The sequence below is a fragment of the Gordonia sp. CPCC 205333 genome, from assembly GCF_048537885.1.
Classification (GTDB): Bacteria; Actinomycetota; Actinomycetes; order Mycobacteriales; family Mycobacteriaceae; genus Gordonia.
Window position 1 is genome coordinate 141,547 of record NZ_JBCLVI010000004.1, and the last position, 25,304, is coordinate 166,850.

A 25,304-nucleotide genomic window follows, 5' to 3' on the forward strand; every position below is an offset into this window, starting at 1 on the left:
TCAGACCAATGAGGAAAGATGGACTCGTGCCGCACCCCGTCCTGAACCGATTCTCACCGGCAACCCGTCGGTGGTTCACCGGTGCGTTCGACGCGCCGACCAAGGCACAGACCGGCGCGTGGAATGCCATCGCCAATGGCGACAACACCCTGGTCATCGCACCAACCGGCTCGGGCAAAACCCTCTCGGCTTTCCTCTGGGCTCTCGACCGGCTGTCATCGACGCCCCCGACGACCGCCAAACGCAAAACCCGGGTCCTTTATATCTCCCCGCTCAAAGCGCTCGCCGTCGACGTTGAGCGCAACCTGCGTGCCCCATTGGCCGGAATCGCCCGCGCCTGTGCGGAGCTCGAACTTCCGCCGCCCGACATCACGGTCGGGCTGCGCTCAGGTGACACACCGGCCGCTGATCGCCGCAAACTCGTCACTTCACCACCCGACATCCTCATCACCACGCCGGAGTCACTATTCCTGATGCTCACGTCGTCGGCGCGAGAATCATTGACCGCGGTGGACACCATCATTGTCGACGAAGTACATGCGGTCGCCGGGACCAAACGCGGCACCCACCTTGCCCTTTCGCTCGAACGTCTCGACTGCCTCCTCGACGCGCCAGCGCAGCGAATCGGCCTTTCCGCAACAGTGCGGCCGCCGCAGGTAGTCGCCGACTTCCTGTCCGGCGCGCGCCCGTGCACAGTCGTCAAACCACCGGCATCGAAGACCTTCGACCTTCGCGTCGACGTACCCGTCCCCGACATGGCAAATATTCCGCAACGCGACGACGCCGACCTCGACGAAGCGATGTCGCCCACCGCGGGATCGTTGTGGCCCTATGTCGAAGAGTCGATCGTGGACGAGATCGAGGCCAATCGGTCGACCATCGTATTCGCGAATTCGCGACGCCTCGCCGAACGGCTCACCGCGCGACTCAACGAGATTCATGCCGAACGGAGCGGCCTCGCTCCAGCGGAGAAGCCAACCAATGCACAGGTTCCCGGTGGCTCCCCCGCCTACGTGATGGGTAGTGGCAGTTCCGCCGGCGCGGCGGCGGTCCTCGCCCGTGCCCACCACGGGTCGGTCAGCAAAGAACAGCGCGCCCTCATCGAGGATGACCTCAAGGCTGGCCGACTGCGCTGCGTCGTGGCCACCAGCTCGCTCGAACTAGGCATCGACATGGGTGCGGTGGATCTGGTCATTCAGGTCGAGACGCCGCCGTCAGTGGCCAGCGGTTTGCAGAGAATCGGTCGAGCCGGCCACCAGGTCGGCGAAATCAGCCGCGGCACACTATATCCCAAGCATCGAACCGACCTCATCCACGCGACCGTCGCGGTGGACCGGATGCGTAACGGCCTCATCGAAGAACTGACCATCCCGCAAAATCCGCTCGATGTGCTTGCGCAACAAACGATTGCGGCGGCATCACTCGACGAGCTCGACGTCGAAGACTGGTATGACACCGTAAAGCGCTGTGCCCCATACCGAAATCTCGGTCGTGCGATCTACGAAGCCACCCTCGACCTGATCTCCGGACGGTTCCCATCGGATGAATTCGCCGAATTGCGACCGCGGGTGACCTGGGACCGCGCCGCCAATACCCTGACTGGCCGGCGCGGCGCTCAACGTCTCGCGGTCACCTCCGGGGGCACCATTCCCGACCGGGGCCTCTTCGGTGTCTTTATGGTCGGCGGGGATCACGATGGCGGCAGCTCAACCCGATCCGCGCGCGTCGGCGAGCTCGATGAGGAGATGGTCTACGAATCACGCGTTGGAGACGTCTTCGCGCTCGGCGCGTCCAGCTGGCGGATCGAGGACATCACCCACGACCGCGTGTTGGTCTCCCCTGCCCCCGGCCAACCGGGCCGACTCCCATTCTGGATCGGTGACACCGTGGGCAGGCCAGCTGAACTCGGCGCTGCCATCGGAAAGTTCACCGGCACCCTCGTCGAGCCGAAAAATCTTGACACTCATGCGAATACACTCGGTCTCACTGAATTCGCCCGCAATAACCTAGCCTCCCTCGTCACCGAACAGGCTGCTGCCACCGGACAGGTACCCACCGACCGCACGCTCGTCGTCGAACGATTCCGCGACGAGCTCGGCGATTGGCGGGTAATCCTGCATTCCCCGTATGGCTTGCGTGTGCACGCGCCGTGGGCCAGTGCCATCTCCGCTCGCCTACAACAAGAACTGGGCCTCGACGGTGCGACAACTGCCTCCGACGACGGCATCATCGTGCGACTCCCCGACACCGACGACGACCCGCCTGGCGCATCGGTCTTCACGATCGACGCCGACGACATCGAGCAGTTGGTGACCGATGCTCTCGCCAACTCAGCACTATTCGCGTCTCGCTTTCGCGAATGTGCCTCGCGCGCACTACTTCTACCGCGCCGCGACCCTGGGCGTCGGGCACCGCTCTGGCAACAGCGACAGCGCAGTGCGCAACTGCTGGCGGTGGCGTCGAGATTCCCCGACTTCCCGATCATTTTGGAGACGGTGCGCGAATGTCTGCAGGATGTCTACGACCTTCCGGCACTCACCGACCTGCTGCGGCGAATCGGAAAGCGGCAAGTACGACTCGTCGAGGTTGAAACCCCAAGTGCCTCACCCTTCGCCGCCGCCATGCTATTCGGCTACGTCGGCGCGTTCATGTACGCCGACGACGCACCGCTCGCCGAACGGCGGGCGGCCGCCCTGTCACTCGACACCGCGCTATTGGCCCAGCTCCTCGGCCGGCTCGACCTTCGAGAACTCCTGGACCCGGCGGTCATCGCCGACGTCGAGGCACGCTTGCAACGACTCACCCCGCAACGTCGGGCGCGCGACGCCGAGGACGTGGTTGACCTGTTGCGTTGGCTCGGCCCGCTGACCACCGAGCAGGTGGACGAGCGCTATCAGGGCGACGTGCCGGTCGCGAACGTGCTCGCCCAACTCCATACCGACGGCCAACTGATCATGGTCAACCATGCCCGCCGCGCGGTGTGGGCGTCGATCGACGACACCGCACGCTTACGCGACGGCCTGGGAATCCCCGCACCCCTGGGCATTCCGTCCGCATACACCGAAGCGGTGGCGGACCCTCTCGGTGACCTCGTCGGCCGCTACGCGCGCACTCGCGGACCGTTCACCGCCGACGCCGCGGCCAATTCGCTCGGGCTGGGCGTCGCGGTAGTGATCGACACTCTCACCCGCCTGGCGGGCCAACGGCGGGTGGTCGAAGGCGAATTCGTGCGGGACTTACCGTCGCCGCAGTGGTGCCACGCCGACGTCCTGGCCCAGATCCGACGCGGATCACTCGCCGCGAGCCGTGCCGAGGTCGCGCCGGCACCGCCGGACACGCTGGTACGCTTCGGTCTCACCTGGCAGCACATCAGTTCACCGTTGCGAGGCATCGACGGAGTCGCGACCGTCATCGATCAACTCGCTGGGGTGGCACTGCCCGCGTCAGCGTGGGAGTCGCTCGTACTGCCCAGCCGGATCAGCGACTACCTGCCATCGATGCTCGATGAACTGCTGAGTGCGGGCGAGGTGGTGTGGACCGGCCACGGCGCAATCGGCGGCGCGGATGGATTCGTGGCATTTCACCCAGCCGACGTTCTGCCGGTGACTCTCGGACCGCCCGACGACATAGATCTCACCGTTGCCGCCGCGCACGTCCTTAACACCCTCAATGTTGCTGGTGCGGTTCGCTTTCCACAATTGGCCGCCGATGCCGGGACCGTCGGCGATGTCGAAGATGCCGTGTGGTCGCTGGTGTGGTCGGGACAGATCTCCAACGACTCCTTCACACCGGTCCGCGAGCGGTTGCGTGCCCGCCCAGCCCGTACCTCCGCACCGACACCGAGCCATCGCTCACGCCGCCCTCCCCGGCTTCGCGCGGCACGCCTGTCGTCGAGTTATCTGGCGGGATCGGCGACCTCGGTGGCTTCGACGCCACCGACGATGGGAGGGCGCTGGTCGCTCTTGCCACGACAGGAAATCGATACGACTCTCGCGACACAGGTCCTCTGTGAACAGCTTCTGGATCGGTACGGTGTTGTCACCAAAGGAGCGGTCGCCGTCTCTGGAGTCGTGGGCGGATTCGCTCGGGTATACAAGGCCCTCAACATCTTTGAAGACAGCGGCAAGGTACGCCGGGGCTATTTCGTCGACGGGCTTGGCGGTGCGCAATTCGCTACCCCGGCGACCGTAGACGCGCTGCGCGAACATGTCGAGGTGACTCGCGCTCATCGCTACAGCACCGTGGTACTCGCTGCCACCGATCCCGCGAATCCCTATGGAGCAGCACTGGATTGGCCCAGTCGGGGTGACGCCGACGATCCCGCCGCAGGCCACCGCCCCGGACGTAAGGCCGGCGCGTTGGTGGTTCTCGTCGACGGTGCGCTGACCCTATTCGTGGAACGCGGCGGCAAGACGATTCTCAGCTTCTCCGCCGATGACGACACTCTGACCGCAGCAGCAGGCGGTCTCGTGGACAGCGTCGCGGCGAGCCGCCTCGACAAGCTCAACATCGATCACATCGATGGTCGCCCCGCACTATCGACCGAGTTGTCGAAGATTTTCGTCAGTGCGGGTTTCGCGACCACACCGAAGGGGCTGCGTTTGAGGTATTCCGGTGCCCGAAGGTGACACCGTCTATCGAGCCGCCGGTCGACTGCGTAACGCGCTCGTCGGCCAGGTGTTCACGCGCACCGACTTTCGAGTGCCGGCACTGGCAACCGTCGATCTGTCGGGGCGATCCGTCAGCGGGGTGCGTTCGCGCGGCAAGCATCTACTGATCGACGTCGACGGCGAGCACGGAATTGTTTCTATTCACTCGCATCTTGGGATGGATGGCGCATGGGACGTCTACGGTGTCGGCGCGCGCTGGCGTCGACCGGGGTTCAAAGCGAGGATCGTTTTGGATACCAACGTAAGTCAATGCGTGGGATTCGAGCTGCCGGTACTGGAACTGCTCACCGATGCCGACACGGCGCTCAGCTATTTGGGCCCTGACCTGCTCGGCCCCGATTGGGATGCGGCGCAGGCGGTTACCCTGATCGCCGCGCGGCCGGACGCCCTGATCGGCAGCGCTCTGCTCGATCAGCGGTTGATGGCCGGCGTCGGGAATGTGTACCGCAGCGAAATCTGCTTCCTCCGGGGAGTGTTGCCGACCCGGCCGGTCAGCGAAGTGGAGATCTCGCCGCTGGTTGACCTGAGCCGAAAGCTCCTCTACGCCAACCGAAATCGAGTTGAGCGGGTTACCACGGGTAACACCCGACGCGGTCAGCAACTGTGGGTGTACGGGCGTCGCGCCCAGCCGTGCCGTCGATGCGGGACACCGATTACGCGGGATACGTTGGGCGAGAATGGGATGGAGCGCGTGGTGTACTTCTGTCCCCGATGCCAGACCTAGACGCCCATCACGTCGGATAACGCTCCGGCTCCGGGCCGAACACGAACCGTCGAGCGCTGATCTCGTCAACCGCGATCTCCACGTAATCGTATTTCAGGGTCGGTACCCAACTACGCAACGGAAGCTCGTCAGCGGCTGCAATGTCTCTAGTCGAGACGAGGATCCGCGCGTCACCTTTCGCGATTACACTCCAGCCGCCGTCGTCGTCGGTGGCATCCGCTTCGAAAGCCAGTCGGCGATTCACCGCGATTTCCGACAGTTTCGTCCCGGCTGCGGTTCGGAACAGTATCCGTCCGGCATCGGCGAAATAGTTCACCGGGTAGATGTCGGGTTGTCCACCAACGCTCATCGCGACCCGCCCCAGTTCTCGCGACGACAGCAGCGTCCATGCTTCGTCAGTTGTCACAGCCTCGACCACGTTGCCGTCAACCATGTCGTCCTCCAGGAATCGAAACTTGATGACACCACTGACGCTACGCACGCTTGGTCCCCGGCCATAGGGCCGAAAGTCCCTCGGCGCGACCGACAGCGGGCATTCCCAACACGTCGCGAGTCTCGCGAACTACGGTGGTCAGCAGGGCCAATGCAAGGAGGCATCCACCGGTGAGCGAACCGAGCACCCACGGCACACAGTCCGACGCAGACATCCTTGATGTTGTGATCATCGGCGCGGGACTGTCAGGCATCGACGCCGCATATCGCCTGCGCGAGGAGAATCCGAATCTGCGCTATCGCATCATCGAACGACGATCGCGGGTCGGCGGAACCTGGGACCTGTTCACCTATCCCGGCATCCGTTCCGACAGCGATATTTTCACGCTCAGTTTCCCCTTCGAACCCTGGCGTCGTCCTGAAGCGCTGGCTCAAGGCGCCGACATCCGCCGTTACGTCGAAGACACCGCCGACCGCGAAGGGATTTCTTCGCATATCAGCTTCGGCGAACAGGTACACACCGTCGATTGGGACTCGGAGTCGGACATGTGGACGATTACGTCAACAATTACCGACGCCAAAGTTTCGGCGCGGAAAACTACCCGCCGATGTCGCTTCGTGTACTTCGCCACCGGCTATTACAACTATGACGAGCCGTACCGCCCACGATTCGCCGGCATCGACGATTACGTCGGCACAGTGGTTCATCCTCAGCATTGGCCGGCCGGCCTGGACTATTCGGGGCAGCGCGTGGTGGTCATCGGTAGTGGCGCCACCGCCGTCAGCATGATCCCCGCATTGGCACGAACAGCGGGCCACGTGACCATGTTGCAGCGCTCACCGTCCTATATCGCATCAATGTCGCAACGACAGCGACTAAACCCGATCATCCGAAAACTGTTGCCCGCCAACACCGCCCACCAAGTGATCCGAACGCGGTATGCCGCGCAGACCGCGGCGCTAGTCCATGCCCTGCACCGATTCCCCAAGGTCGGGCGCAAGGTCCTAACCGCGGGCGTCGCTCGGGCGTTACCCAAGGACTATCCGGTCGACGTGCACTTCTCCCCCGCGTACAACCCGTGGGATCAACGGATGTGCATGGTTCCCGACGGCGACCTGTTCGCCGAAATCAGTTCCGGCCGAGTCGAAATGGTCACCGACCACATCGATCATTTCGACTCGGCGGGCATCACCCTGACCTCGGGTCGCCATCTCGACGCCGACCTGATCATCACGGCGACCGGCCTCCAGTTACAGGCCTTCGGCGGGATTCGGGTCGCGCTGGATGGCGCGGAGATCAAGCCGAACGACCGCTTCATGTTCAAGAGTCACCTCCTAGAAGACGTCCCCAACTTCGCCTGGTCAGTCGGCTACACCAACGCCTCGTGGACTTTGCGCGCCGATATGACGGCGCGGGCGGTGGCAAAGCTATTGCGCTACATGCGTTCTGAGGGTTATACCCACGCCTACCCGCATCTCGGCTCGGTGTCGATGCCGTCCACTCCGCTATGGGATCTGCAGGCCGGTTATGTTCAACGCGCACCGGACGCGCTGCCGAAAGCCGGTACCAAGGGCAATTGGCGGGTGCGTCATAACTACTACCGGGACGCGATCGACCACCGGTTCGACGATGTGACCGATTCGATGGTGTTCGGGCGAGCCTGACCGCCTGGGGTACGGCCGACGAGGTCAGCGACGATCAGTGCGGCGGCGATGACCACCGCTATCGTGGTCGCGGTGATCAACTGTGCGGGCGCCGGGTAGTACGACGTCGCGAATACCAATGTGCCGACGACGATCACGGCACCCGCGGGCCACGCGAGCCAGCCGGCTGACCGTGCCTCATGCCCACGCCAAGGATCGGGCAGCAGCGCTCCGACTCCCACGACGAGCAGGGTCGAAATGATCACGTCACTCGGCCGATGCCAGCCATCGGCAACCAGCCCGAAGTCGGCCACCGCGGCCCAGGTGCCTCCGGCAACCGCGAGCGGCAGTCGTAGCAGCGGTTGTGCGGCACGTACCAGTACGACCACGAAGGCCGCGGCAGCGGCGGCATGACCGCTCGGTGCCGAATTCGATACCTGAGTGATCCAGTCGTGCAGATGCGGACGCAATAACACATGGTCCCGGAGAAATCCCGCGCCATAGGCCATGACCGGCATGAATACCAACAGAGAGCCAATGGATACGATTGCGCGCCGAACCGACCAGGTACCGCTGAACCACCTCATTGACGCCAGCAGTATCGCGGCCATCGCTACGCCGCCCCATATGAGTGGACTGGAAATCACGCTATAGCGCGCGAATACCGGGATATCCCCGGTCGGCGCTAACCCCCGGCAGACGTTGTAGAACCACTGGTCCACCGCTTGCCCTGGCGAAGTCCACACCGCGGCGGTGAAGACTCCCGCCGCGACGGTCACAAAGGCGACCGCGACCAGCACGGTGCGGGTCGTCGCACGAGTGTGCGGCACAGCGCGGGTCACGGTCACTTGTTCGACAATAGGCACCGAGTCTGGGAGAACTCTGGCCGAATCCTGAGCGAACTCAGCTGAATTGGTCGATCAACAGCTTCACGCTCATCACCACTACGACCGTGAGCAGTGCGTATCGCACAAATCCGCTACCCGCTCGCAGCGTCATCTTCGAGCCGATCACCGACCCCGTCACATTTGCGACCGCGAGTGTCACACCCAATAGCCACAACACATTTCCCTGCACGGCGAAGACTGTCAACGCGCCGAGGTTGGTGCCAGTGTTTACCACCTTCGCCATCGTTGCGCTGGTCAGAAAATCCGCTGACAAGGCTCCGGACAGCGACAGAATCAAGAACATTCCCGTCCCGGGACCGAAGATGCCGTCATAGAACCCGATTACGCAGAACAGTCCGATCGCGGTCAACAAGTGTTTGCGGTCCGGGCGTCGCTCAGAGGCACCGTCGCTGCGGCCGAAAGTCGGCTTCGCACAGATAAAAAGGCCAACCGCGATCATCAATACGATGACAACCGGACGCAACAGATCCGCACTGATCGCGGACGCCAACGATGCCCCAATCGCAGCACCGAGCGCGCCGAGTCCAAACCCTGTAGCGGCCAGTCGCGCGTCGATTCCATTGCGTCGCACGAACATTACGGCGGCGGTGCCGGTCCCCCAGATCGCCGCCAGCTTGTTCGAGGCGAGCGCCTTGGCGGGCGCCAACTCTGGAAATACGATGAGCAGCAACGGAATCAGTACCAGTCCCCCGCCGCCGACCACAGCGTCGATCCACCCCGCGGTCAGCGCACCACCCAACAGCAGCACCCACATACCCGGGTCGGCGGACAATCCGTTCACTCGGGTACCGGCACCGGCTCCAGGATTTCCCGACGCGACTCGGGGGCAGCCGCACGCAGCGCGTCGGCCGACGAATCATCGGGCTGGCGTTGCGAATCAATCTCCGCTTCAACGCGCGCGATGTAGTTGGCCACCTCGAACGCTGTCCGCTCGGTGTCCCAGCCGAGTATCGGCGCCACCAGTTCGGCAACCTCATTCGCGCAGTCGACGCCACGGTGGCTGTATTCGATGGCGATCCGGGTGCGGCGGGCGAGGAGATCTTCCAGATGCAACGCGGCTTCATTGCGCGCGGCATACACGATTTCCACTCGCAGGTACTGCGGCGCCGCGGCCAACGGTTTGAGCAACGAGGGATCGTCGTCGGCGTAGTAGAGCACATCGTCGACCAGCGACCCGTACCTGTTGAGTAGCCGTCGAATCCGGTAGGGATGCAAACCAAAACGGTGCCCGAGGTGTTCGCATTGGTTGATCAACGCGAAATACCCATCCGCGCCGAGCAGCGGTACTCGTTCGGTGATCGACGGTGCGACACGGGTCGGGATGTAATCATTGCAGGCATCTACCGCGTCGGCGGCCATCACCCGGTAGGTGGTGTACTTTCCGCCCGCGATCGAAATCAGTCCTGGCGCAACGGCTGCCACGGCATGCTCGCGGGAAAGACTCGACGTCTCGTCGTCCTCGCCGGCCAGCAGCGGTCGTAGTCCGGCGTACACGCCTTCGATATCGTTATGCGTCAACGGAGACACCAGTACCTCGTTGACGCGGTCAAGAATGTAGTCGATGTCGGCTCGGGTGGCAGCGGGGTGGGCCAGGTCGAGATTCCAATCGGTGTCAGTGGTCCCGATAATCCAATGTGTCTCCCACGGGATCACGAACAGTACCGAATTGGCGGTTCGCAGAATAATGGCGGTTTCGCTGACTATCCGGTCCCGTGGGACCACGATATGCACGCCCTTCGAGGCACGGACACGGAAATGCCCGCGCTGCTTGGACAATGCCTGCACCTCGTCGGTCCAGACACCCGCCGCGTTGATCACACAGTGTGCGCGAATCTCGGTGGTCTCACCGGTTTCGGTGTCGCGAACCTTCGCGCCAAGTACACGGTCGGCCTCCTTCAAGAACCCGACAACCTGGGTCGATATGCGAATCACCGCGCCGTACTGCGCCGCAGTCCGGGCGACGGTGAGGCTGTGGCGGGCGTCGTCGACAACCGTGTCGTAGTACCGGATTCCGCCGACCAGGGAGTTGCGCTTGAGCGCCGGTGCGACCCGCAAAGCCCCCAATCTGCTCACATGCCGTTGTCCGGGAACAGATTTCGCTCCGCCCATCCGGTCGTATAGGAACAGCCCGGCCGACACATACGGCCGCTCCCAGAAGCGTTGCGTCAGGGGGTAGAGGAACGGCAGCGGCTTGACCAAATGTGGCGCGAGCAGTGTCAATGACAGCTCGCGCTCGTGCAACGCCTCGCGTACGAGCCCGAACTCTAGCTGTTCGAGGTAGCGCAGCCCGCCGTGAAACATCTTCGATGATCGGCTCGATGTTCCCGATGCGATGTCGCGGGCCTCCACCAGCGCGACCCGCAAACCACGGGTTGCCGCGTCGAGCGCCGCCCCCACTCCGACTATTCCGCCCCCGACGACGAGAATGTCGAACTGCTCCGACGAAAGTCGACGCCACGCTTCAACACGCTGCGCAGGGCCTAAATCCGCAGGTCGATCGGGATTGAAGTCGGTCTCCATTGCCCAAACCCTACCGGGTTTTCCCTTCCCCGCTACCGCTCGCGCGTCGGCGTGGCTCACTTCCGTGCCGAGTCGGCGTGTGAGACTTCGGCCACGTGCGAGGATGAGCATCGTGGCGAACACCAGCGGCAAGTACGTGGCAGCGATTGATCAGGGCACCACATCGACACGCGCGATGATCTTCGATCACGACGGACGCGTCGTGAGTTCTGAGCAGATCGAACATCAGCAGATCTTTCCGCGCCCCGGTTGGGTGGAGCATGACGCCGCCGAGATCTGGGTCAACACTCGGCGGGTTGCGGCGTCAGCGCTGGCTTCGGCCGACCTCAAAGGAGCTGACCTCGCGGCATGCGGCATCACCAACCAACGTGAGACGACGCTCATTTGGGATCGCAACACCGGCAAGCCGGTGCACAACGCCATCGTGTGGCAGGACACGCGCACCGCTGAACTCTGCGAACGCTTCGCCGCGGGCGACGTAGATCGCTACCGGCAGCGAACCGGGCTGCCGTTGTCGACATACTTTTCCGGGCCCAAGATCGTGTGGCTGCTGGAGAATGTCGACGGTGTACGAGCTCGCGCTGAAGCCGGTGAATTATGTTTCGGCACAATGGATTCCTGGTGCGCATGGAATATGACCGGTGGAGTAGACGGCGGCCTGCACATCACCGATGTCACCAACGCGTCACGAACTATGCTGATGGACTTGACCACGCTGGACTGGGACCGGGAAATCTGCGCCGACATGGGCATCCCCATGTCACTGCTACCCGAGATCCGCAGCAGTTCAGAGGTTTACGGGCCATTACGCAAGAGTGGCCCGGCGGCAGGGGTGCCGCTGGCCGGCATCCTCGGCGATCAGCAGGCGGCGACGTTCGGACAGGCGTGCCTATCCCCCGGCGAAGCAAAAAATACTTACGGCACCGGCAATTTTCTGCTGCTCAACACCGGCACCGCACCGGTATTCAGTGATCATGGTCTGCTGACCACCCTGTGCTACAAGATCGGCGATGCCGACGCGCACTATGCACTCGAAGGTTCGATCGCGGTCACCGGATCGCTCATTCAATGGCTACGCGACAATCTCGGATTGATCTCCGCGGCAAGCGAAATCGAGCCGCTGGCCGCCAGTGTCGACGACAACGGCGGCGCCTATTTCGTCCCCGCGTTCTCGGGGCTGTTCGCGCCGCGGTGGCGACCTGACGCACGTGGCGTCATCGTCGGATTGACGCGCTACGTGAACAAAGGACACCTAGCGCGAGCAGCCTTGGAGGCCAGCGCATTTCAGACTCGAGAAGTTATCGAGGCGATGCAGGCCGATTCCGGGGTAACGCTCTCGACGCTCAAAGTAGACGGCGGCATGGTAGTCAACGAACTGCTCATGCAATTCCAGGCCGATGTTCTCGGTGTTCCGGTGGTCCGGCCGGTTGTCAACGAGACCACCGCACTCGGGGCCGCCTATGCCGCGGGGCTGGCGGTAGGCTACTGGGACGGCGAGGCGGATATCCGCAACAATTGGGCGCAGGATAAGACGTGGCTGCCCAAGATGAGTGCCGCCAAGCGAGACGACCTGTACGCGCAGTGGAATCGCGCGGTCGAGCACAGCTTTGATTTGAACTGAGGGCCTTAGCGCGATTCGCTGGCCACAAACGGCTTGAGAACTCCCACGACGCCAGCACTGGTCAGCACATGCGATGCCTCATACGCACTCTCCCGCAACACTTCTCGCAATACGGCCGACGGCTGGTCAACGCTAGCCGCGCTAGCGAGATGTAGACAGGTGAGTGCGCGTGCGCGTCGAAACGCGACGTCGCGGTTTGCCTGGTCGTGGCGCCGGTCGGCGGCCAGGACGTCGGCATTCGCAACCAACTCGTCAAGGGCGGTCCGCATCGGCTCGGACACCCCTGCGCCGCATCGCCATTGATTGAACGCCTCCGCGACAACAGGTTCGGCACCAATCGCGGTGACATCAGCACACGCGATCGACACCATTAGGAGGCAGCGCGCGATGTCGGACGTGTCGATGCCGTCGGCCAACCCAGCAAGTCCGGGCACCGTGTCGATCCGGTGGCGGATCGCGGGATCACCAGCCATGTTGGGAGCAATCACTTTTCGGCGCTCCGATCGCGATCGGAGCGCTCCGCTTCCTCAAGCGGCGGACCGGCCCAGTCGCCGATGACCGGCGGACCCACCAGAGGCAGCGACCCGACAACCTCTTCTCCATTGCGCGCGGTGTTCAGAAACGATGCGACCTTGTGTTTGCCGTCCTCGCCACCGCGACTGCGTCCGGCGTGGGGAGCGTACGGTTGCGCGGTGCCTCGATTGGTCGGTGACTGACTTCCGGGCGACCTCATCGGCGTGGCCCCCGGACTGATCGATGAGATACCAACGCGCCGTAGCGGAGTCATCTGCGCCGGGGCCGCGGCGCGCGAGCCGGGTGATCGTGACGGAGACCGGGACCCGCCACCGGTGAGGTTGAGCGGCTTGTCCCTCTTCTGCCCGACCGGATCGATCCGGACCGGCGTTGATGTTCTTATGTTGCGCTGCTTGCCATCATTTGCCGACGTCGGCGCATTGGATTGCTTCTGCGTCGAATCCTGTTGGTTACCAACGGTTGTCGTCGTGGTGGACGTGCTCGGATCCGAGTTGGCGGTCGGAGTCTTGGTCGCTGGGGCCACGCTATTGACAGGGGTGTTCGACGGGGTGTTGTCGGTGGGTGTGAATTTGCCTGGAGTATTCGGCGTCGGAGTGTCGGTGGCTGTTCGTTCGGTCGTGCCTGCCCGCCGGGCGACCCCGGCTCCCCTGGTCGCCGGGACGGTTGTGCCGCTCATCGGATCGCTGTAATGCGAGTTCATCGTCGTTGTCACTGACGCCTTGATCGCAGCTGCGTTCTGCGGCTCAGCGACCGCTTGCGCTTGCAGTGCGGCGAGAGTGAATTCCGTCGTCCGAGTCACTGTTAGCGTCTTACTCGCTTCGGACAGTGCCGAAATGGCCGACGACGCGGAATGCGCACTGGTGGCGATGTCGTCGGCAATCGCGTGTGCCGAGGTGTATCCGGCGGTGGCGGCATTGCCCTGGAGGATCCACTCCGTCGATGTGAATACCGATCCGAGCCGTGTGACGACCGCCTGTGCGGACGTCACCGCCGCGTTGAGCGCAGCGGCGTCGGCCACAGCCTGCTCCGAATCCATGGTGTGCAGTTTCGCGATGATGTCGGCAATGGAATGGGAATCCCAATCCGTCCGCCCTCCCCCTGGCGCCATGCGGCGATGTTACGACGACATCGCATGGTTGACCAGCACGGAAATTGAATGGAACCGATTACCGGCGGCGTGCGTCCAACATAGGATCACCCAAAGTCGATGTCACGAAGCAAGGGAGGCGCAGTGACACCACAACCCAATCCCGGCGATTATGTGCCGCTAGGCAAGAACGGTCCATTACCCCAGGTCACGACGCCGCGGACGGCCGATGCCGACAAGAACGGGGTGGCGACCCAAGGCATCACCATCGTCCAGATGGAAGAGCAGGCATGGCGAGCGCGGGCGGAAGTAGCGAGCTGGGCAGCGGAAGAGTTGAGGGAGTGCAAACTCACCATCGCAAAGGTGCTGCAGCACAACTACTTTGGTGCAGGATGCCTCGAGGGAGCCGCAGTCTACGACGCCCTGCGAGAATCTCTCAAGCATGAGTCCGGGTGGGCAAGGACCCTCGGACTGCACATCTGCGACCTCGAACAACTCGCAGCAACGTCCATGCGTGCCCGTTCAGCTTTGTCTGCCACTGATAACGCAAATCAGGCCAACCTAATCGTTTCAACATGATCAGTCGTCCGATCGCGGCTACGTTTGCGGGTGCAGCCCTGACAATTCTGGTGGCGGGATGCGGAAGTGGAACTGGCTTTCCAACCTCAAGCTCTGGCTTACCTACTTCGACATCGCGTGACATATCCGTTCCGTCGACGTGGGGGTCCGGGCAGCCGACCTTTCCACATCGTAGAAACTCCGGAAACGATGGCACTAGCTACGAACCGTGTCTGGGCCTAAGCGACGAGGCAGCACTTTCAATAGGCGTCGACCCGAAAGCCATGAAAGACGCGGCCCTGGTGGACGGTCAGACAGCACGAGGCTGCGACTGGCGATACACAGACCAGGTTGGCTGGACCGTAAGCCAGATAGTCGGCAATGCCCCAGATCTCGATCACTACAAGATCACTCAAAAGGACAGCAAGTGGAGAGAAGACGTGACGGTAAATGGACGACACGTCGGAATAAGCGAGTTCACAGCTGATACATGCAGCACTCATGTCCAGTCCGAGAGAGCAATTGTCACAACTATCGTCCAGTACGCTTCGCCCAAATCCCCACCCATAGACGAAATCTGTGACCGCGCAATAGCTTTCACCAAAGCCACCATTGGCGGGATGCCGCGATAGGCGACGAACCCGATCGTTATTCGACTGGACCCGGTCCCGGCCCCACGTTACGCGCCTCTCGTAACCTCAGGTCTTGCACGTAGTCGGCTGGGGCACCGGCTATTTCGGCCGCCTCGGCCATCACACCGAGATATCGAGCAGACGGCAGTCCACCCTCGAACGCGTCCATCACGTACAGCCATGCGAGGACCGGCCCGTTGGCGGTGTGAACACGCGCCCGAACCTTACGGTGGATGCCTAGTTCGGATCCTTCCCAGCGGTCGAGGTTGTCCTCGTCCTCGGTGGTGACGTCGTAGAGAACCACGAAGACTTTCGCGTCGGCGTCGATGCGATCTTCGGTGACGGTGGCGAGGGATCCTTCCCAGCCGATGTCACCGCCGGCGAAGGTCAGACGCCAACCGTGCAGCCAACCGGTACCCGCCATCGGCGAGTGCGGAGCACGTTCGGCCATCTGCTCGGGATGCATGTTGGACCCGTAGGCGGCATATATCGGCACTGCGAAAGCCTAGAACACTCCCCGAGGGCTGTGGAAGTGGTGGGGTGGCCCGCAACCCATTAGGTTGATATCCGGCAGCGAACATCCACGCTGACGACACTTGTGCTGGGCAACCTCTGGGCAGGAGAAGATAAAACGATGACCAAGATCGTGATCATTGGTGGTGGACCCGCAGGTTATGAAGCTGCGTTGGCCGCCGCCGCGTACGGCGCCGACATCACGTTGATAGATGCCGATGGCATCGGCGGTGCCTGCGTGCTCTACGACTGCGTGCCATCGAAGACTTTCATCGCCTCAACCGGAATTCGCACCGAAGTTCGTCGTGCGGTTGACCTCGGAATCAACCTCCACCCCGACGATGCGCTGGTCAGCCTGCCGCAGGTCCATCAGCGTGTACGCGATTTGGCCTTCGCCCAGTCGGCCGACATTCGTTCTCGGCTTGTAAGCGAGGGCATCAAGCTGGTGTCCGGTGTCGGCGAACTCGCAGACACTCAGGTTGGTGTTTCTACTCACACGGTCGTCGCGAAGACAGCCGATGGTGGTGAAGAGCGTCTGGAAGCCGACGTCGTACTGCTCGCTACCGGAGCGCGGCCGCGAATCCTGCCCGACGCGCAGCCCGACGGCGAGCGCATCCTGACGTGGCGCCAGCTCTACGACCTCACCGAACTCCCCGAACACCTCGTCGTGGTGGGGTCGGGTGTCACCGGCGCGGAGTTCGTCCACGCGTACACCGAACTCGGCGTCAAGGTGACCATGGTCTCCAGCCGCGATCGGGTGCTGCCTGGTGAAGATGAAGATGCCGCACTGGTCCTCGAGGACGCGTTGGCCGAACGCGGCGTCGAGTTGGTCAAACATGCTCGCGCCGACCGAGTGGACCGCACCGCGGACGGTGCCACGGTCCATCTGGCTGACGGTCGCACGGTCAGCGGTTCGCATGTCCTGATGACAGTCGGGTCGGTACCCAACACCGGCTCATTGGGTCTCGAAGGTGCGGGCGTAGCGGTCGACAAGGGCGGCTACATCACTGTGGATCGGGTGTCGCGCACGTCGGTGCCGGGCATCTACGCGGCCGGCGACTGTACCGGGCTGTTTCCGCTGGCGTCGGTTGCCGCGATGCAGGGCCGTATCGCCATGTATCACGCACTCGGCGAGGGCGTCACCCCGATCAAGCTGAAAACCGTTGCATCAGCGATCTTTACGCGACCGGAAATCGCTACCGTTGGCGTATCCCAGACCGCGATCGACTCGGGTGAGTACCCGGCGCGCACGGTGATGTTGCCACTCTCGACCAATCCGCGAGCAAAGATGAGCGGCCTGCGTCGCGGCTTCGTCAAGATCTTCTGCCGTCCGGCGACCGGAGTGGTTATCGGCGGGGTGGTGGTGGCGCCGACGGCGTCGGAGCTGATCCTGCCGATCGCGCTGGCGGTGCAAAACAAGCTGACGGTGAGCGATCTGGCACAAACACTGTCGGTCTATCCGTCCCTGTCGGGGTCGGTGATCGAGGCCGCGCGGCAGTTGGTACGCCACGACGATCTGGACTAGGTACGCGGTCTGTTAGTTCTTGCGTAAGTTGGCATTTCGTCGTTCGAGGTCTCGATACACCCGGCTCGGCTAACGCCTCGCCGGGCACTCGACCAGCGGCTATACGCCCGTCGAGTACCGAGAAACGCCAGCACATTTCCCGCCCGTCAAGTGCCGAGGAACGCCAGCACATTCCCGCCGGTCAAGTCCCGAGGAACGCCAGCACATTCCCGCTGGTCGAGTGCCGAGGAGCGCTAGCGACGAGGTGTATCGAGACCTCGCAACCCGAAACGCAACCGCACCCACCGCACCTTGCGATCGTGTCTATCCCAGGATTAGGCCGGCCAACGCCCGAACACCAACGCTGAGCGCACGCTCGTCGATATCGAAGTTCGGCGAATGCAGATCGACTTGTGGTCCGAAGCCGTCCCACACTCCCAGCCGCCCCATCGCGCCCGGTGCGTGTTCCAGATACCACGAAAAGTCTTCTCCGCCAGGCGATTGCGGGGTATCAGCTACTGCGGCGGGGCCGCAGGCGCTAACACTGTGAGCCAGTTCGGCGACCGCATCGGCGTCGTTGACCACTGGCGGCACGCCACGGAAATAGGAGAGGTCGTAGCTGACTTTCAACGGCCCCAACAATTCGCCGATAATGCTGCGCACCAACGGTTCCAACTCGGTCCACACGTCGTGAGTGCCGGTCCGAACGGTCCCTTTGAGCCGCCCCTCCTGCGGAATCGCGTTGGGCGCGTTGCCCGCATTCGCAGCTCCCCACACCATGATCGTGCCCGACCGCGGATCGACCCGACGCGACAAAATGCCGGGGAGTCCGGTGATGACGGTGCCCATCGCGTAGACCAGATCACCGGTGAGATGCGGCCGCGAGGTATGGCCGCCCGGCGAATGCAGCGTCAGGTCAACGTGATCGGCAGCCGACGTCAGCGCGCCAGTACGCAAACCGACCGATCCGACCGGCAATCGTGGATCGCAGTGCAGCGCAAAGATTTCCCGTACGCCACTCATCACGCCGGCTTCGATGGCGTCGAGAGCACCGCCGGGCATCACTTCCTCAGCGGCCTGGAAGATGAGTCGCACGCCGACGGGCAACTGCCCGGCCTGCGCCAGGAGATGCCCGACGCCGAGCAGAATCGCAGTATGCGCGTCGTGGCCGCACGCGTGTGAGACGCCATCGACTTGCGAGCGGAACCGAAGTCCGGTGTGTTCGGGTATCGGCAACGCATCCATGTCGGCGCGCAGGGCGATGCGGCCGGGGCCTTCGGGTCCCAGGTCGCACACCACACCGGTTCCCAGCGGCAACCGCTGCGGCGACAATCCGATTGCGGTCAATGCCGCCATCACCTTGTCGGTGGTGACCACTTCCTGCCGCGACAATTCGGGGTGCGCGTGAAAGTCGCGACGCCACCCGAGGAGGTCGTTGGTATGCGCGGCCAGCCACGCATCGATGATTTCCTGTCCGCTGCGCGACGTCACGTCCGTCATGGGCCGAAATCCTTTAGAACAACGACGCCGGCGTCGCGGTATTGAGGTCGGCGAGTAGCGGCTGACGCAATCCGGCCTTGACGACTCCCAGGTTGGCTCCCGAGAGTGGCAGACGCTCTGTGGCTACGGCGCGGGCCCGCTCGACCAGTGCGTCGGCATCGACAATTTCATCCACGATGCCCGCGGCGAGGGCGTCATCCGCACCGTAGCGTCGGCTCGTCAACATTGCCTCGGTGGCTGTTTCATCACGCAGACGGGTGCGCAGCAACGCCGCCATGCCTCGGGTGAAGGGCATATTGAGTTGGGCCTCCGGCAACGACCAGAAACCCCGCTCGGTGCGCATCAACCGGTAGTCGGCACACTCCAGGAGCATTGCTCCGGCACCGAACGCGTGCCCGTTCGCTGCGGCGACCGTCGGCACCGGCAGAGTCAGGACCTTGACGTACAGGGCATGCACAGAGTCGAGGTAGGCCGGGAGTTTGTCCGCGTTTCCAAAGATCCAGTCGGTGTCCAGGCCGTTGGTGAAGAACTTTCCGGTCGCAGTGATCACCAGCGCCTTCTTATCCGACGCGCCAGCCGCCACTTCGTCGAGCAATCCACCGACCGTCACGATCCAGTCCGGGTGAAAACGGTTCTCCGGGTTGGTTTCGTCGAGTTCAACGCCCTCGGTGCCGAGGTAGAGCTCGTACACGTCGTCAGATTCGCGCAAAAATGGCATGTAGCTGACCTTAGTCGTAATCACGACCGGCGGGATGACCAGGGGATGCACGTAGATACCTGACTCTGCCCGGCTCACCACGTCTACGCCAGTCGCCTCGGGGCTCATCACTTAACATCCTTGCTATGGACCCCACCGTCGACGCCGATGCGGCCTCCCGCGCTGCCGCGGCCGCTATCGCTGCCGAGACAGACTCACCCACCCACGACGTCGCCGTTGTACTTGGATCCGGATGGGCCGAGGCCATCGGGGCATTCGGAACTCCCGTGGCCAGCGTATCGATGTCCCAACTTCCCGGATTCGCGCCGCCACAGGCGGCTGGGCACAGTGGCACCGTCGTATCGGTCCGGGTCGGCGATCAGCGGGTATTGCTGCTCGTGGGCCGCACCCACGCATACGAAGGTCACCATCTGTCGCGAGTCGTACATCCGATACGCACCGCTGCGGCGACGGGTGCCCGGACAATCGTGTTGACCAACGCGGCCGGCGGTATCAACCCCGACTATGGCGTGGGTCAACCGGTTCTGATCAGTGACCACCTGAATCTCACCGGCCGGTCACCGCTCATCGGTGCCCAGTTCGTCGATTTGGTGGACGCGTATTCGTCTCGACTACGCAAGTTGGCCCGCGCTGTCGATTCGACGCTGCCCGAGGGCGTGTACGCGGGTTTACCTGGTCCGCATTACGAGACTCCCGCCGAGATCCGGATGCTGGCGACCGTCGGCGCCGACTTGGTCGGCATGTCGACCGTGCACGAGACGATCGCGGCGCGCGCCGCGGGGATGGAAGTACTCGGTGTATCGCTAGTGACCAACTCGGCTGCGGGGATCACCGGAAAATCCCTCAATCATGCGGAAGTCCTTGCCGCAGGGCAAGACTCAGCCGCACGGCTCGGTGAACTGCTCCGTGACATCATCACCCAGTTCTGATTCGGTCCGGGCGTGGATCGATGCCGACCCCAATCCCACGACACGCGCGGAACTCGAAGCGGTGCTGGCTGATCCCCTGGAACTGAGTGAAAGATTCAGCGACACAATGCGTTTCGGGACCGCCGGTCTTCGAGGAGTCGTCCGCGCCGGACCGAACGGCATGAACGTGGCGACGGTAACGCTAGCCACGCGCGCGGTCGGCATCTGGCTTAGCAGCCACGGACATGCGGGCGGTACCGTCGTCGTCGGCCGCGATGCTCGGCATGGTTCGGCCGAATTCTTCGCTACGGCCACCGAAGTCCTTGCCGCACAAGGATTCGATGTCGTCGCCCTGCCCGATCCGGCGCCGACACCGTTGGTAGCGTTCGCCACCCGTAGTCTCGACGCAGTCGCTGGGATACAGATCACGGCATCGCATAATCCGGCCGCCGACAACGGCTACAAGCTCTATACGCGTGGTGGTCGGCAGATCGTCGGGCCAGACGATATCGAAATCGAGCAGCTCATGGCTGAACCCCTAGCGGCCAAAGATGTTGCACGACTACGGATTCTGCCAGACGAGCGGGCTCGTCGCATCCGCGTCGACTATCTTGCCAGGCTGTCCGGATTGCCAATCGGCGCGCACGAGACACCCCTGCGTATCGCGTTGACGCCGATGCACGGTGTCGGCGGGAGTATCGCGGTCGACGCGCTGGCTGGCGCGGGATTCACCGACATCCACCTCGTCGAATCTCAATTCACACCCGATCCCGACTTTCCCACGGTCCCCTTTCCCAATCCGGAAGAGCCAGGGGCGGCGAGTGAACTGCTTGCCACCGCTGCGACCGTCGGGGCTGACATCGCGCTCGCCCTCGACCCTGACGCGGACCGGGTCGCCGTCGGGGTGCCAGCGACTGACGGTTGGCGGATGCTCAGCGGCGACGAGACCGGAGCACTACTGTGCGCGTATCTGCTGGCGAACTCGACATTCGGTCCGAAAACCGTTGCCAGCAGTATTGTTTCGGGAACGCTCGCGGCGAAGATCGCGCAATCGGCTGGCGCGCGGTCAGTCCGTACGCTGACCGGGTTCAAATGGCTGTCACGAGCGGACGACGATCCCGAGATTCCCGCCCTCCGCTACGCCTTCGAAGAGGCGATCGGACACTGCGTAGACCCCGATGCGGTACGCGACAAGGACGGTATCAGCGCCGCAGTAGTACTGAGTGCTATTGCCCGACAACGCAAAACGCTCGGTGTTGATCTCCTCTCGATGCTCGACGAGTTGTACCGGGAACACGGGGCGCATCACACGTCGGCTCGGTCGCGCAGGCTGTCGGGTCCAGCTGAGTTCGACGCCGTCATGAGCGATCTGCGGTCGAATCCGCCGGAGCGAGTCGCGGGGATTGATGTGCGGTTCGAGGACTACGCTTTGCGCGACGACGAGTTGCGCACCGACGCCGTCGCGCTCACCGGCGAGGCCGACGATGTGCGACTGCGGGTGATGGTTCGACCGTCAGGTACCGAACCGAAGATCAAGTACTACGTCGAAACGATTGTGCACGTCACCGGATACGGTGATAATCAGTCGCTCGACGACGTTAACCAACGTGCGGCCGACTTGACCGCTATCGCATTGACCGAATTGCTCGCCGACTGATTCGCCCCAAGGAGGACACGAATGACCTACCCAGGGGGCACCTATCAGCCGTCGGGGCCGCATTCGTCCGGGCAGCCACCCGAACCGCCGCGTTCACCGTGGCGGTCACCGATCGTGCTGATGGCCGTTGCCGCCGGGGTGCTGCTGGTGGTCGCGGGGGTGCTCGGAGCCCTGATTCTGATCCCCGAGTCGGAGTCTTCACCTGCCGCGACGTCATCGACCACAACCGTGTCCAGGCCCGATGGCTCGATCGTGACCAGCATCGTCCCCCGCACACCACCAACGCTTCCCACCACGCCAACCACTCACAGCAACCCCACCGTGGCCGGTACCGATTGGCAAGGATTCACCGACGGTCCGCGATGTAACTCGTCGAAGGATCCCGCTGTGGCTATCGGGTTGACCGATCGCTCTCGGGTGGTGATCTGCCAGGTAGGCGGCTCGGCTGGCCTCTACTATAAGGGAACCGCCGACGGAAAATCCGTCGAGATCGACTTTCCGGTACGCAGTGGCAGCACTTTTACCGCGACCAACGACGGCTACTCGTATGTCATCGGCCCAGACTCGCTGATCATCGCCAGAGGTGGGACGGTGCTCAACTCCGAACCGATGATCGCCTATTGGTCCGATTGAGCGTTGTCCTACTGTTGATGGAATGACTCTGTTGCTCAATGCCGTTGACATCGACGTCGTACGTTCCAAGCGCTACTTGCTACGCGAGGTGAGCATGTCGGTCGCGGCTGGCGAACACTGGGCGCTGCTCGGCCCGAATGGCGCCGGCAAGTCCACGCTGATGGCGATTCTGGGGGCCCGGCTACATCCGACCCACGGGTCCGTCGACGTCCTCGGCGAACGCCTCGGCAAGATCGACATGCGTGAGTTGCGCACACATATCGGGCATGTCGATCCGCGCTGGCGTATCGACATCCCGATGACCGCACACGATATCGTGCTGACCGGCCTGACCAACACCCCAGAACTCGATCAACGCCACGACTACTCCCCGGCCGAACATGCCCGTGCCGATGAACTGCTCGACCTGCTGGGAATGTCATCGAGACGAGAAGCATTGTGGCAGTTCATGAGCCAGGGAGAACGCGGCCGTACCCTCATCGCCCGCGCATTGATGCCGCGGCCCAAATTGCTGTTGCTCGATGAACCCGCGACCGGCCTCGACCTCGCCGCACGCGAACGCCTGCTGACGAGCATCGACCTGCTGCGGAGCCAACAGGACGAGTTGGCGACGGTGCTGGTGACTCATCACCTGGAGGACTTGCCCGCATCGACAACCCATGCGCTTCTACTGGCTGACGGCGAGACAGTGGCGTCGGGCCCGGTCGATGACGCGTTGACCACCGACACGATCAGCAAATGTTTCGATCACGACGTTGTGGTCCGCCGGATAAGCGGACGATGGTCGGCGACTGCCTGACAGCTCGCGCGTAACTGGCCTATCTCGGCCGGTAGAACCCTTGGAAGCCCTGATTGAGGTTGGTCGTGCGCAACGGCGATACCTGCACCGGGTCACCGGCCTCAACCATCTGAGAATTTCCGATGTACATCGCGACATGCCCATCCCAGACCGCGAGATCACCTGGCCTCAATTGCGACTGCGCCACCCGGAAGCCAGCGGTGTCTTGATCTTGCGCGAGACGCGGAAGCTCAAGTCCCGCTTGCCTATACGCCCACTGCGTTAGGCCGCTGCAGTCGAATCCGTTAGGCGTGGTTCCACCCCACGAGTACCGCACGCCACGCTGGCTGAGGGCAGCACGCACCGCTTTGGCCGCACGCGCATTCGGCGCGTACGCGGTTGATCCGTCAGGCAAGGTGATCGCGATTCCCTTACCGTCGACCACATCACGTGCTTTGCCGCCGACCTTCGTCGTGGCCGGTGCTTCATGTCGGACGGATTTGAGCAAGGTGGCCGTGTCGACCCGCAACACGTTCTGCGTGCGGGTCACTACAGCCAGACCGCGGCCCAAATGGTCCGCGGCGACTGGCAATAGCGCGGCAACTCCGGCGACGGTGAAAAGGGTTGGCCCGAGCGCAGTTGCACAGCGCCCGAATGAATCGATCAGCGCGTTAACCTCGTCAGCCGCGTGTTTCACCTTCGTGCTTGCCGATTCAATGGTCGACACAACGGTCTTCGTGTCGGCATTGAGCACGATCGCCTTCTGTTGCGTGGCCCTGACTGCAACCTGCGCTGCATCGCCGCCACTCCCCCTCCATTGTGTGGCAACCTTTTTCGATGCCGTTGCGGATTTGACCCGGGCGTCATCAAGCGCCGTCGAACTCATTCGGAGTTGGGTGAGGGGGCCATCGGCGGGGAGCACACCAGTTCCCAACGCGGCTGCCATGATCTTTAGCGGCATGATCAGAATGTCGGCGGTAAGCATCAGACCCGCACCTCCAGTCCCCGCTTTGCCGTGTCGTCGGTCGAGGTGTAGCGCTGATTGGCCTCGGTCGACGTCGTCGACAGCGACTGGTAGCGCGCTGCACTCGATTCCATCCGATTGGCATGATTTCCGACGACGTAGGCGACTGCGGCGAGGAAGTCCGCTCCGATCAAGCCGAAGGTCCCCACCAGGGAAGAAACGTCGGAACGAGCAGAGGCTGCGGTACTGGAGAGCCGGGTGGCTGCGAACTGTTGCCCGCGGGCGAAGTCGGCTACTGCGGTGGATTCGGTGTGAAGGGCCATGTGGATTGGACGCGCTCGGTGCGCATTCGGTTCCACTCAATTCGGACGAGATGAATGTCGGTTCGCGCACGGTATCGTCGTTATCGTGAATCGCAGCGTTGGAGAATTCGCTCCGCAGGCCAGGGGCACGCGCTCCGCCGCCCGGACGCTCGGTGTCCTTGGATACGCCCTGGAGTCGGTTGGCTGCGGCATCGTCGGGTGGTTCGGCACGCTGATGGGCGCCGGGGTGCTCAGTTATCTGAGCACCGGTGTCGCGATCGCCGCCTGCGCTACGCTCTCGGTCGTCGCTGTCGGCGCGTTGATCGCGCTGCTGATCCGCCGCAAGCGCCTACCCGGCTTTGTGCTCGGTATACCCGTTGGCGTAACTCTGGCCAGCACCTTCGTCATTTTCGTCTTGATTCCGTTCGCCGAATCCATGTCGAACTTCTGACGCCCCCGACGAACGACACGGCAGCACACACCCGACATACTGTCTG

Annotated in this window: 23 protein-coding genes; 12 read left to right on the forward strand and 11 right to left on the reverse strand. The window is 63.1% G+C overall.

All coding sequences use genetic code 11. The features are described 5' to 3' along the window. Positions 1 to 8 precede the first annotated feature (8 nt). Both AAFP29_RS15165 and AAFP29_RS15170 read left to right on the forward strand, forming a co-directional pair. Positions 9 to 4,628: an ATP-dependent helicase gene (locus AAFP29_RS15165; protein ID WP_419218230.1), complete on the forward strand. Its 4,620-nt coding sequence runs from the start codon at positions 9 to 11 to the stop codon at positions 4,626 to 4,628. Beyond that, positions 4,615 to 5,394, forward strand: coding sequence for a DNA-formamidopyrimidine glycosylase family protein (locus AAFP29_RS15170; protein ID WP_419218231.1), 780 nt, complete (start codon positions 4,615 to 4,617; stop codon positions 5,392 to 5,394). The genes AAFP29_RS15165 and AAFP29_RS15170 overlap by 14 nt, the downstream gene beginning before the upstream one ends. A 7-nt stretch (positions 5,395 to 5,401) precedes the next feature. Here AAFP29_RS15170 and AAFP29_RS15175 read toward each other — a convergent pair whose 3' ends face one another. Further along, complete coding sequence (locus AAFP29_RS15175; protein WP_419218741.1) at positions 5,402 to 5,827, reverse strand: pyridoxamine 5'-phosphate oxidase family protein; 426 nt, start codon at positions 5,825 to 5,827, stop codon at positions 5,402 to 5,404. A 170-nt stretch (positions 5,828 to 5,997) separates the two neighbouring features. Here AAFP29_RS15175 and AAFP29_RS15180 point away from each other — a divergent pair, with 170 nt between their 5' ends. After that, positions 5,998 to 7,491, forward strand: a complete 1,494-nt coding sequence (locus tag AAFP29_RS15180) for a flavin-containing monooxygenase (protein ID WP_419218232.1) — start codon at positions 5,998 to 6,000, stop codon at positions 7,489 to 7,491. Here AAFP29_RS15180 and AAFP29_RS15185 read toward each other — a convergent pair. Genes AAFP29_RS15185 through glpD form a run of 3 tightly spaced genes read right to left on the reverse strand, consistent with a single transcriptional unit; the run spans position 7,425 to position 10,898 of the window. After that, positions 7,425 to 8,318, reverse strand: a complete 894-nt coding sequence (locus tag AAFP29_RS15185) for a hypothetical protein (protein WP_419218233.1) — start codon at positions 8,316 to 8,318, stop codon at positions 7,425 to 7,427. The genes AAFP29_RS15180 and AAFP29_RS15185 overlap by 67 nt on opposite strands. 55 nt (positions 8,319 to 8,373) lie before the next feature. Beyond that, the gene (locus tag AAFP29_RS15190; protein WP_419218234.1) at positions 8,374 to 9,159 is read right to left on the reverse strand and encodes a TSUP family transporter; all 786 of its coding nucleotides are present in this window, start codon (positions 9,157 to 9,159) and stop codon (positions 8,374 to 8,376) included. Continuing rightward, positions 9,156 to 10,898, reverse strand: coding sequence for a glycerol-3-phosphate dehydrogenase (gene glpD, locus AAFP29_RS15195; protein WP_419218235.1), 1,743 nt, complete (start codon positions 10,896 to 10,898; stop codon positions 9,156 to 9,158). Before glpD ends, AAFP29_RS15190 begins: the two co-directional genes overlap by 4 nt. A gap of 136 nt (positions 10,899 to 11,034) precedes the next feature. Between glpD and glpK the strand changes: the two genes are divergently transcribed. Beyond that, entirely contained in the window at positions 11,035 to 12,519 is a 1,485-nt protein-coding gene (gene glpK, locus AAFP29_RS15200; RefSeq protein ID WP_419218742.1) for a glycerol kinase GlpK, read from the forward strand. A gap of 5 nt (positions 12,520 to 12,524) precedes the next feature. On the opposite strand, the gene AAFP29_RS15205 is transcribed toward glpK, so the two are convergent. Continuing rightward, entirely contained in the window at positions 12,525 to 12,992 is a 468-nt protein-coding gene (locus AAFP29_RS15205) for a hypothetical protein (protein WP_419218236.1), read from the reverse strand. 11 nt (positions 12,993 to 13,003) lie between these two features. After that, entirely contained in the window at positions 13,004 to 14,161 is a 1,158-nt protein-coding gene (locus tag AAFP29_RS15210; RefSeq protein WP_419218237.1) for a hypothetical protein, read from the reverse strand. 123 nt (positions 14,162 to 14,284) lie between these two features. Here AAFP29_RS15210 and AAFP29_RS15215 point away from each other — a divergent pair, with 123 nt between their 5' ends. Then, on the forward strand, positions 14,285 to 14,719 hold the full coding sequence (locus tag AAFP29_RS15215; protein WP_419218238.1) for a hypothetical protein: 435 nt from the start codon (positions 14,285 to 14,287) through the stop codon (positions 14,717 to 14,719). Then, positions 14,716 to 15,330 carry a DUF3558 family protein gene (locus AAFP29_RS15220; protein ID WP_419218239.1) on the forward strand — a complete coding sequence of 205 codons (615 nt, stop codon included), beginning with the start codon at positions 14,716 to 14,718 and terminating at the stop codon, positions 15,328 to 15,330. Before AAFP29_RS15215 ends, AAFP29_RS15220 begins: the two co-directional genes overlap by 4 nt. Before the next feature lie 16 nt (positions 15,331 to 15,346). Here AAFP29_RS15220 and AAFP29_RS15225 read toward each other — a convergent pair whose 3' ends face one another. Next, a complete protein-coding gene (locus AAFP29_RS15225) occupies positions 15,347 to 15,826 on the reverse strand; it encodes a gamma-glutamylcyclotransferase (RefSeq protein WP_419218240.1) in 480 nt (159 codons plus the stop codon). A 138-nt stretch (positions 15,827 to 15,964) separates the two neighbouring features. Between AAFP29_RS15225 and AAFP29_RS15230 the strand changes: the two genes are divergently transcribed. Next, complete coding sequence (locus AAFP29_RS15230; protein ID WP_419218241.1) at positions 15,965 to 17,368, forward strand: NAD(P)H-quinone dehydrogenase; 1,404 nt, start codon at positions 15,965 to 15,967, stop codon at positions 17,366 to 17,368. 303 nt (positions 17,369 to 17,671) lie between these two features. On the opposite strand, the gene AAFP29_RS15235 is transcribed toward AAFP29_RS15230, so the two are convergent. Continuing rightward, the gene (locus AAFP29_RS15235) at positions 17,672 to 18,847 is read right to left on the reverse strand and encodes an amidohydrolase (RefSeq protein WP_419218242.1); all 1,176 of its coding nucleotides are present in this window, start codon (positions 18,845 to 18,847) and stop codon (positions 17,672 to 17,674) included. A gap of 13 nt (positions 18,848 to 18,860) precedes the next feature. Then, complete coding sequence (locus AAFP29_RS15240) at positions 18,861 to 19,565, reverse strand: enoyl-CoA hydratase/isomerase family protein (protein ID WP_419218743.1); 705 nt, start codon at positions 19,563 to 19,565, stop codon at positions 18,861 to 18,863. Between the two features lie 125 nt (positions 19,566 to 19,690). On the opposite strand from AAFP29_RS15240, the gene AAFP29_RS15245 reads away from it, so the two are divergent. The 4 genes from AAFP29_RS15245 to AAFP29_RS15260 are packed head-to-tail and all read left to right on the forward strand — an operon-like array spanning position 19,691 to position 23,562. After that, entirely contained in the window at positions 19,691 to 20,494 is an 804-nt protein-coding gene (locus tag AAFP29_RS15245) for a purine-nucleoside phosphorylase (RefSeq protein WP_419218243.1), read from the forward strand. Then, positions 20,415 to 22,130 (forward strand): phospho-sugar mutase, encoded by a 1,716-nt coding sequence (locus AAFP29_RS15250; protein ID WP_419218244.1) that lies wholly within the window; start codon positions 20,415 to 20,417, stop codon positions 22,128 to 22,130. The genes AAFP29_RS15245 and AAFP29_RS15250 overlap by 80 nt, the downstream gene beginning before the upstream one ends. Before the next feature lie 21 nt (positions 22,131 to 22,151). Further along, positions 22,152 to 22,763 (forward strand): hypothetical protein, encoded by a 612-nt coding sequence (locus AAFP29_RS15255; protein WP_419218245.1) that lies wholly within the window; start codon positions 22,152 to 22,154, stop codon positions 22,761 to 22,763. Between the two features lie 22 nt (positions 22,764 to 22,785). Next, positions 22,786 to 23,562 carry an ABC transporter ATP-binding protein gene (locus tag AAFP29_RS15260; RefSeq protein ID WP_419218246.1) on the forward strand — a complete coding sequence of 259 codons (777 nt, stop codon included), beginning with the start codon at positions 22,786 to 22,788 and terminating at the stop codon, positions 23,560 to 23,562. Positions 23,563 to 23,581: 19 nt separating this feature from the next. On the opposite strand, the gene AAFP29_RS15265 is transcribed toward AAFP29_RS15260, so the two are convergent. Then, positions 23,582 to 24,526 carry a C40 family peptidase gene (locus tag AAFP29_RS15265; RefSeq protein ID WP_419218247.1) on the reverse strand — a complete coding sequence of 315 codons (945 nt, stop codon included), beginning with the start codon at positions 24,524 to 24,526 and terminating at the stop codon, positions 23,582 to 23,584. Next, complete coding sequence (locus tag AAFP29_RS15270) at positions 24,526 to 24,828, reverse strand: type VII secretion target (RefSeq protein WP_419218248.1); 303 nt, start codon at positions 24,826 to 24,828, stop codon at positions 24,526 to 24,528. The genes AAFP29_RS15265 and AAFP29_RS15270 overlap by 1 nt, the downstream gene beginning before the upstream one ends. 85 nt (positions 24,829 to 24,913) lie before the next feature. On the opposite strand from AAFP29_RS15270, the gene AAFP29_RS15275 reads away from it, so the two are divergent. Next, positions 24,914 to 25,258: a hypothetical protein gene (locus tag AAFP29_RS15275; RefSeq protein ID WP_419218249.1), complete on the forward strand. Its 345-nt coding sequence runs from the start codon at positions 24,914 to 24,916 to the stop codon at positions 25,256 to 25,258. Positions 25,259 to 25,304 lie beyond the last annotated feature (46 nt).

Coding starts and splice junctions, on each gene's coding strand:
- AAFP29_RS15165 (WP_419218230.1), top strand. CDS start 9: ATGAGGAAAGATGGACTCGTGCCGCACCCCGTCCTGAACCGATTCTCA.
- AAFP29_RS15175 (WP_419218741.1), bottom strand. CDS start 5,827: ATGGTTGACGGCAACGTGGTCGAGGCTGTGACAACTGACGAAGCATGG.
- glpD (WP_419218235.1), bottom strand. CDS start 10,898: ATGGAGACCGACTTCAATCCCGATCGACCTGCGGATTTAGGCCCTGCG.
- AAFP29_RS15205 (WP_419218236.1), bottom strand. CDS start 12,992: ATGGCTGGTGATCCCGCGATCCGCCACCGGATCGACACGGTGCCCGGA.
- AAFP29_RS15210 (WP_419218237.1), bottom strand. CDS start 14,161: ATGGCGCCAGGGGGAGGGCGGACGGATTGGGATTCCCATTCCATTGCC.
- AAFP29_RS15220 (WP_419218239.1), top strand. CDS start 14,716: ATGATCAGTCGTCCGATCGCGGCTACGTTTGCGGGTGCAGCCCTGACA.
- AAFP29_RS15230 (WP_419218241.1), top strand. CDS start 15,965: ATGACCAAGATCGTGATCATTGGTGGTGGACCCGCAGGTTATGAAGCT.
- AAFP29_RS15235 (WP_419218242.1), bottom strand. CDS start 18,847: ATGACGGACGTGACGTCGCGCAGCGGACAGGAAATCATCGATGCGTGG.
- AAFP29_RS15240 (WP_419218743.1), bottom strand. CDS start 19,565: ATGCCATTTTTGCGCGAATCTGACGACGTGTACGAGCTCTACCTCGGC.
- AAFP29_RS15245 (WP_419218243.1), top strand. CDS start 19,691: ATGGACCCCACCGTCGACGCCGATGCGGCCTCCCGCGCTGCCGCGGCC.
- AAFP29_RS15250 (WP_419218244.1), top strand. CDS start 20,415: ATGCGGAAGTCCTTGCCGCAGGGCAAGACTCAGCCGCACGGCTCGGTG.
- AAFP29_RS15255 (WP_419218245.1), top strand. CDS start 22,152: ATGACCTACCCAGGGGGCACCTATCAGCCGTCGGGGCCGCATTCGTCC.
- AAFP29_RS15260 (WP_419218246.1), top strand. CDS start 22,786: ATGACTCTGTTGCTCAATGCCGTTGACATCGACGTCGTACGTTCCAAG.
- AAFP29_RS15265 (WP_419218247.1), bottom strand. CDS start 24,526: ATGCTTACCGCCGACATTCTGATCATGCCGCTAAAGATCATGGCAGCC.
- AAFP29_RS15270 (WP_419218248.1), bottom strand. CDS start 24,828: ATGGCCCTTCACACCGAATCCACCGCAGTAGCCGACTTCGCCCGCGGG.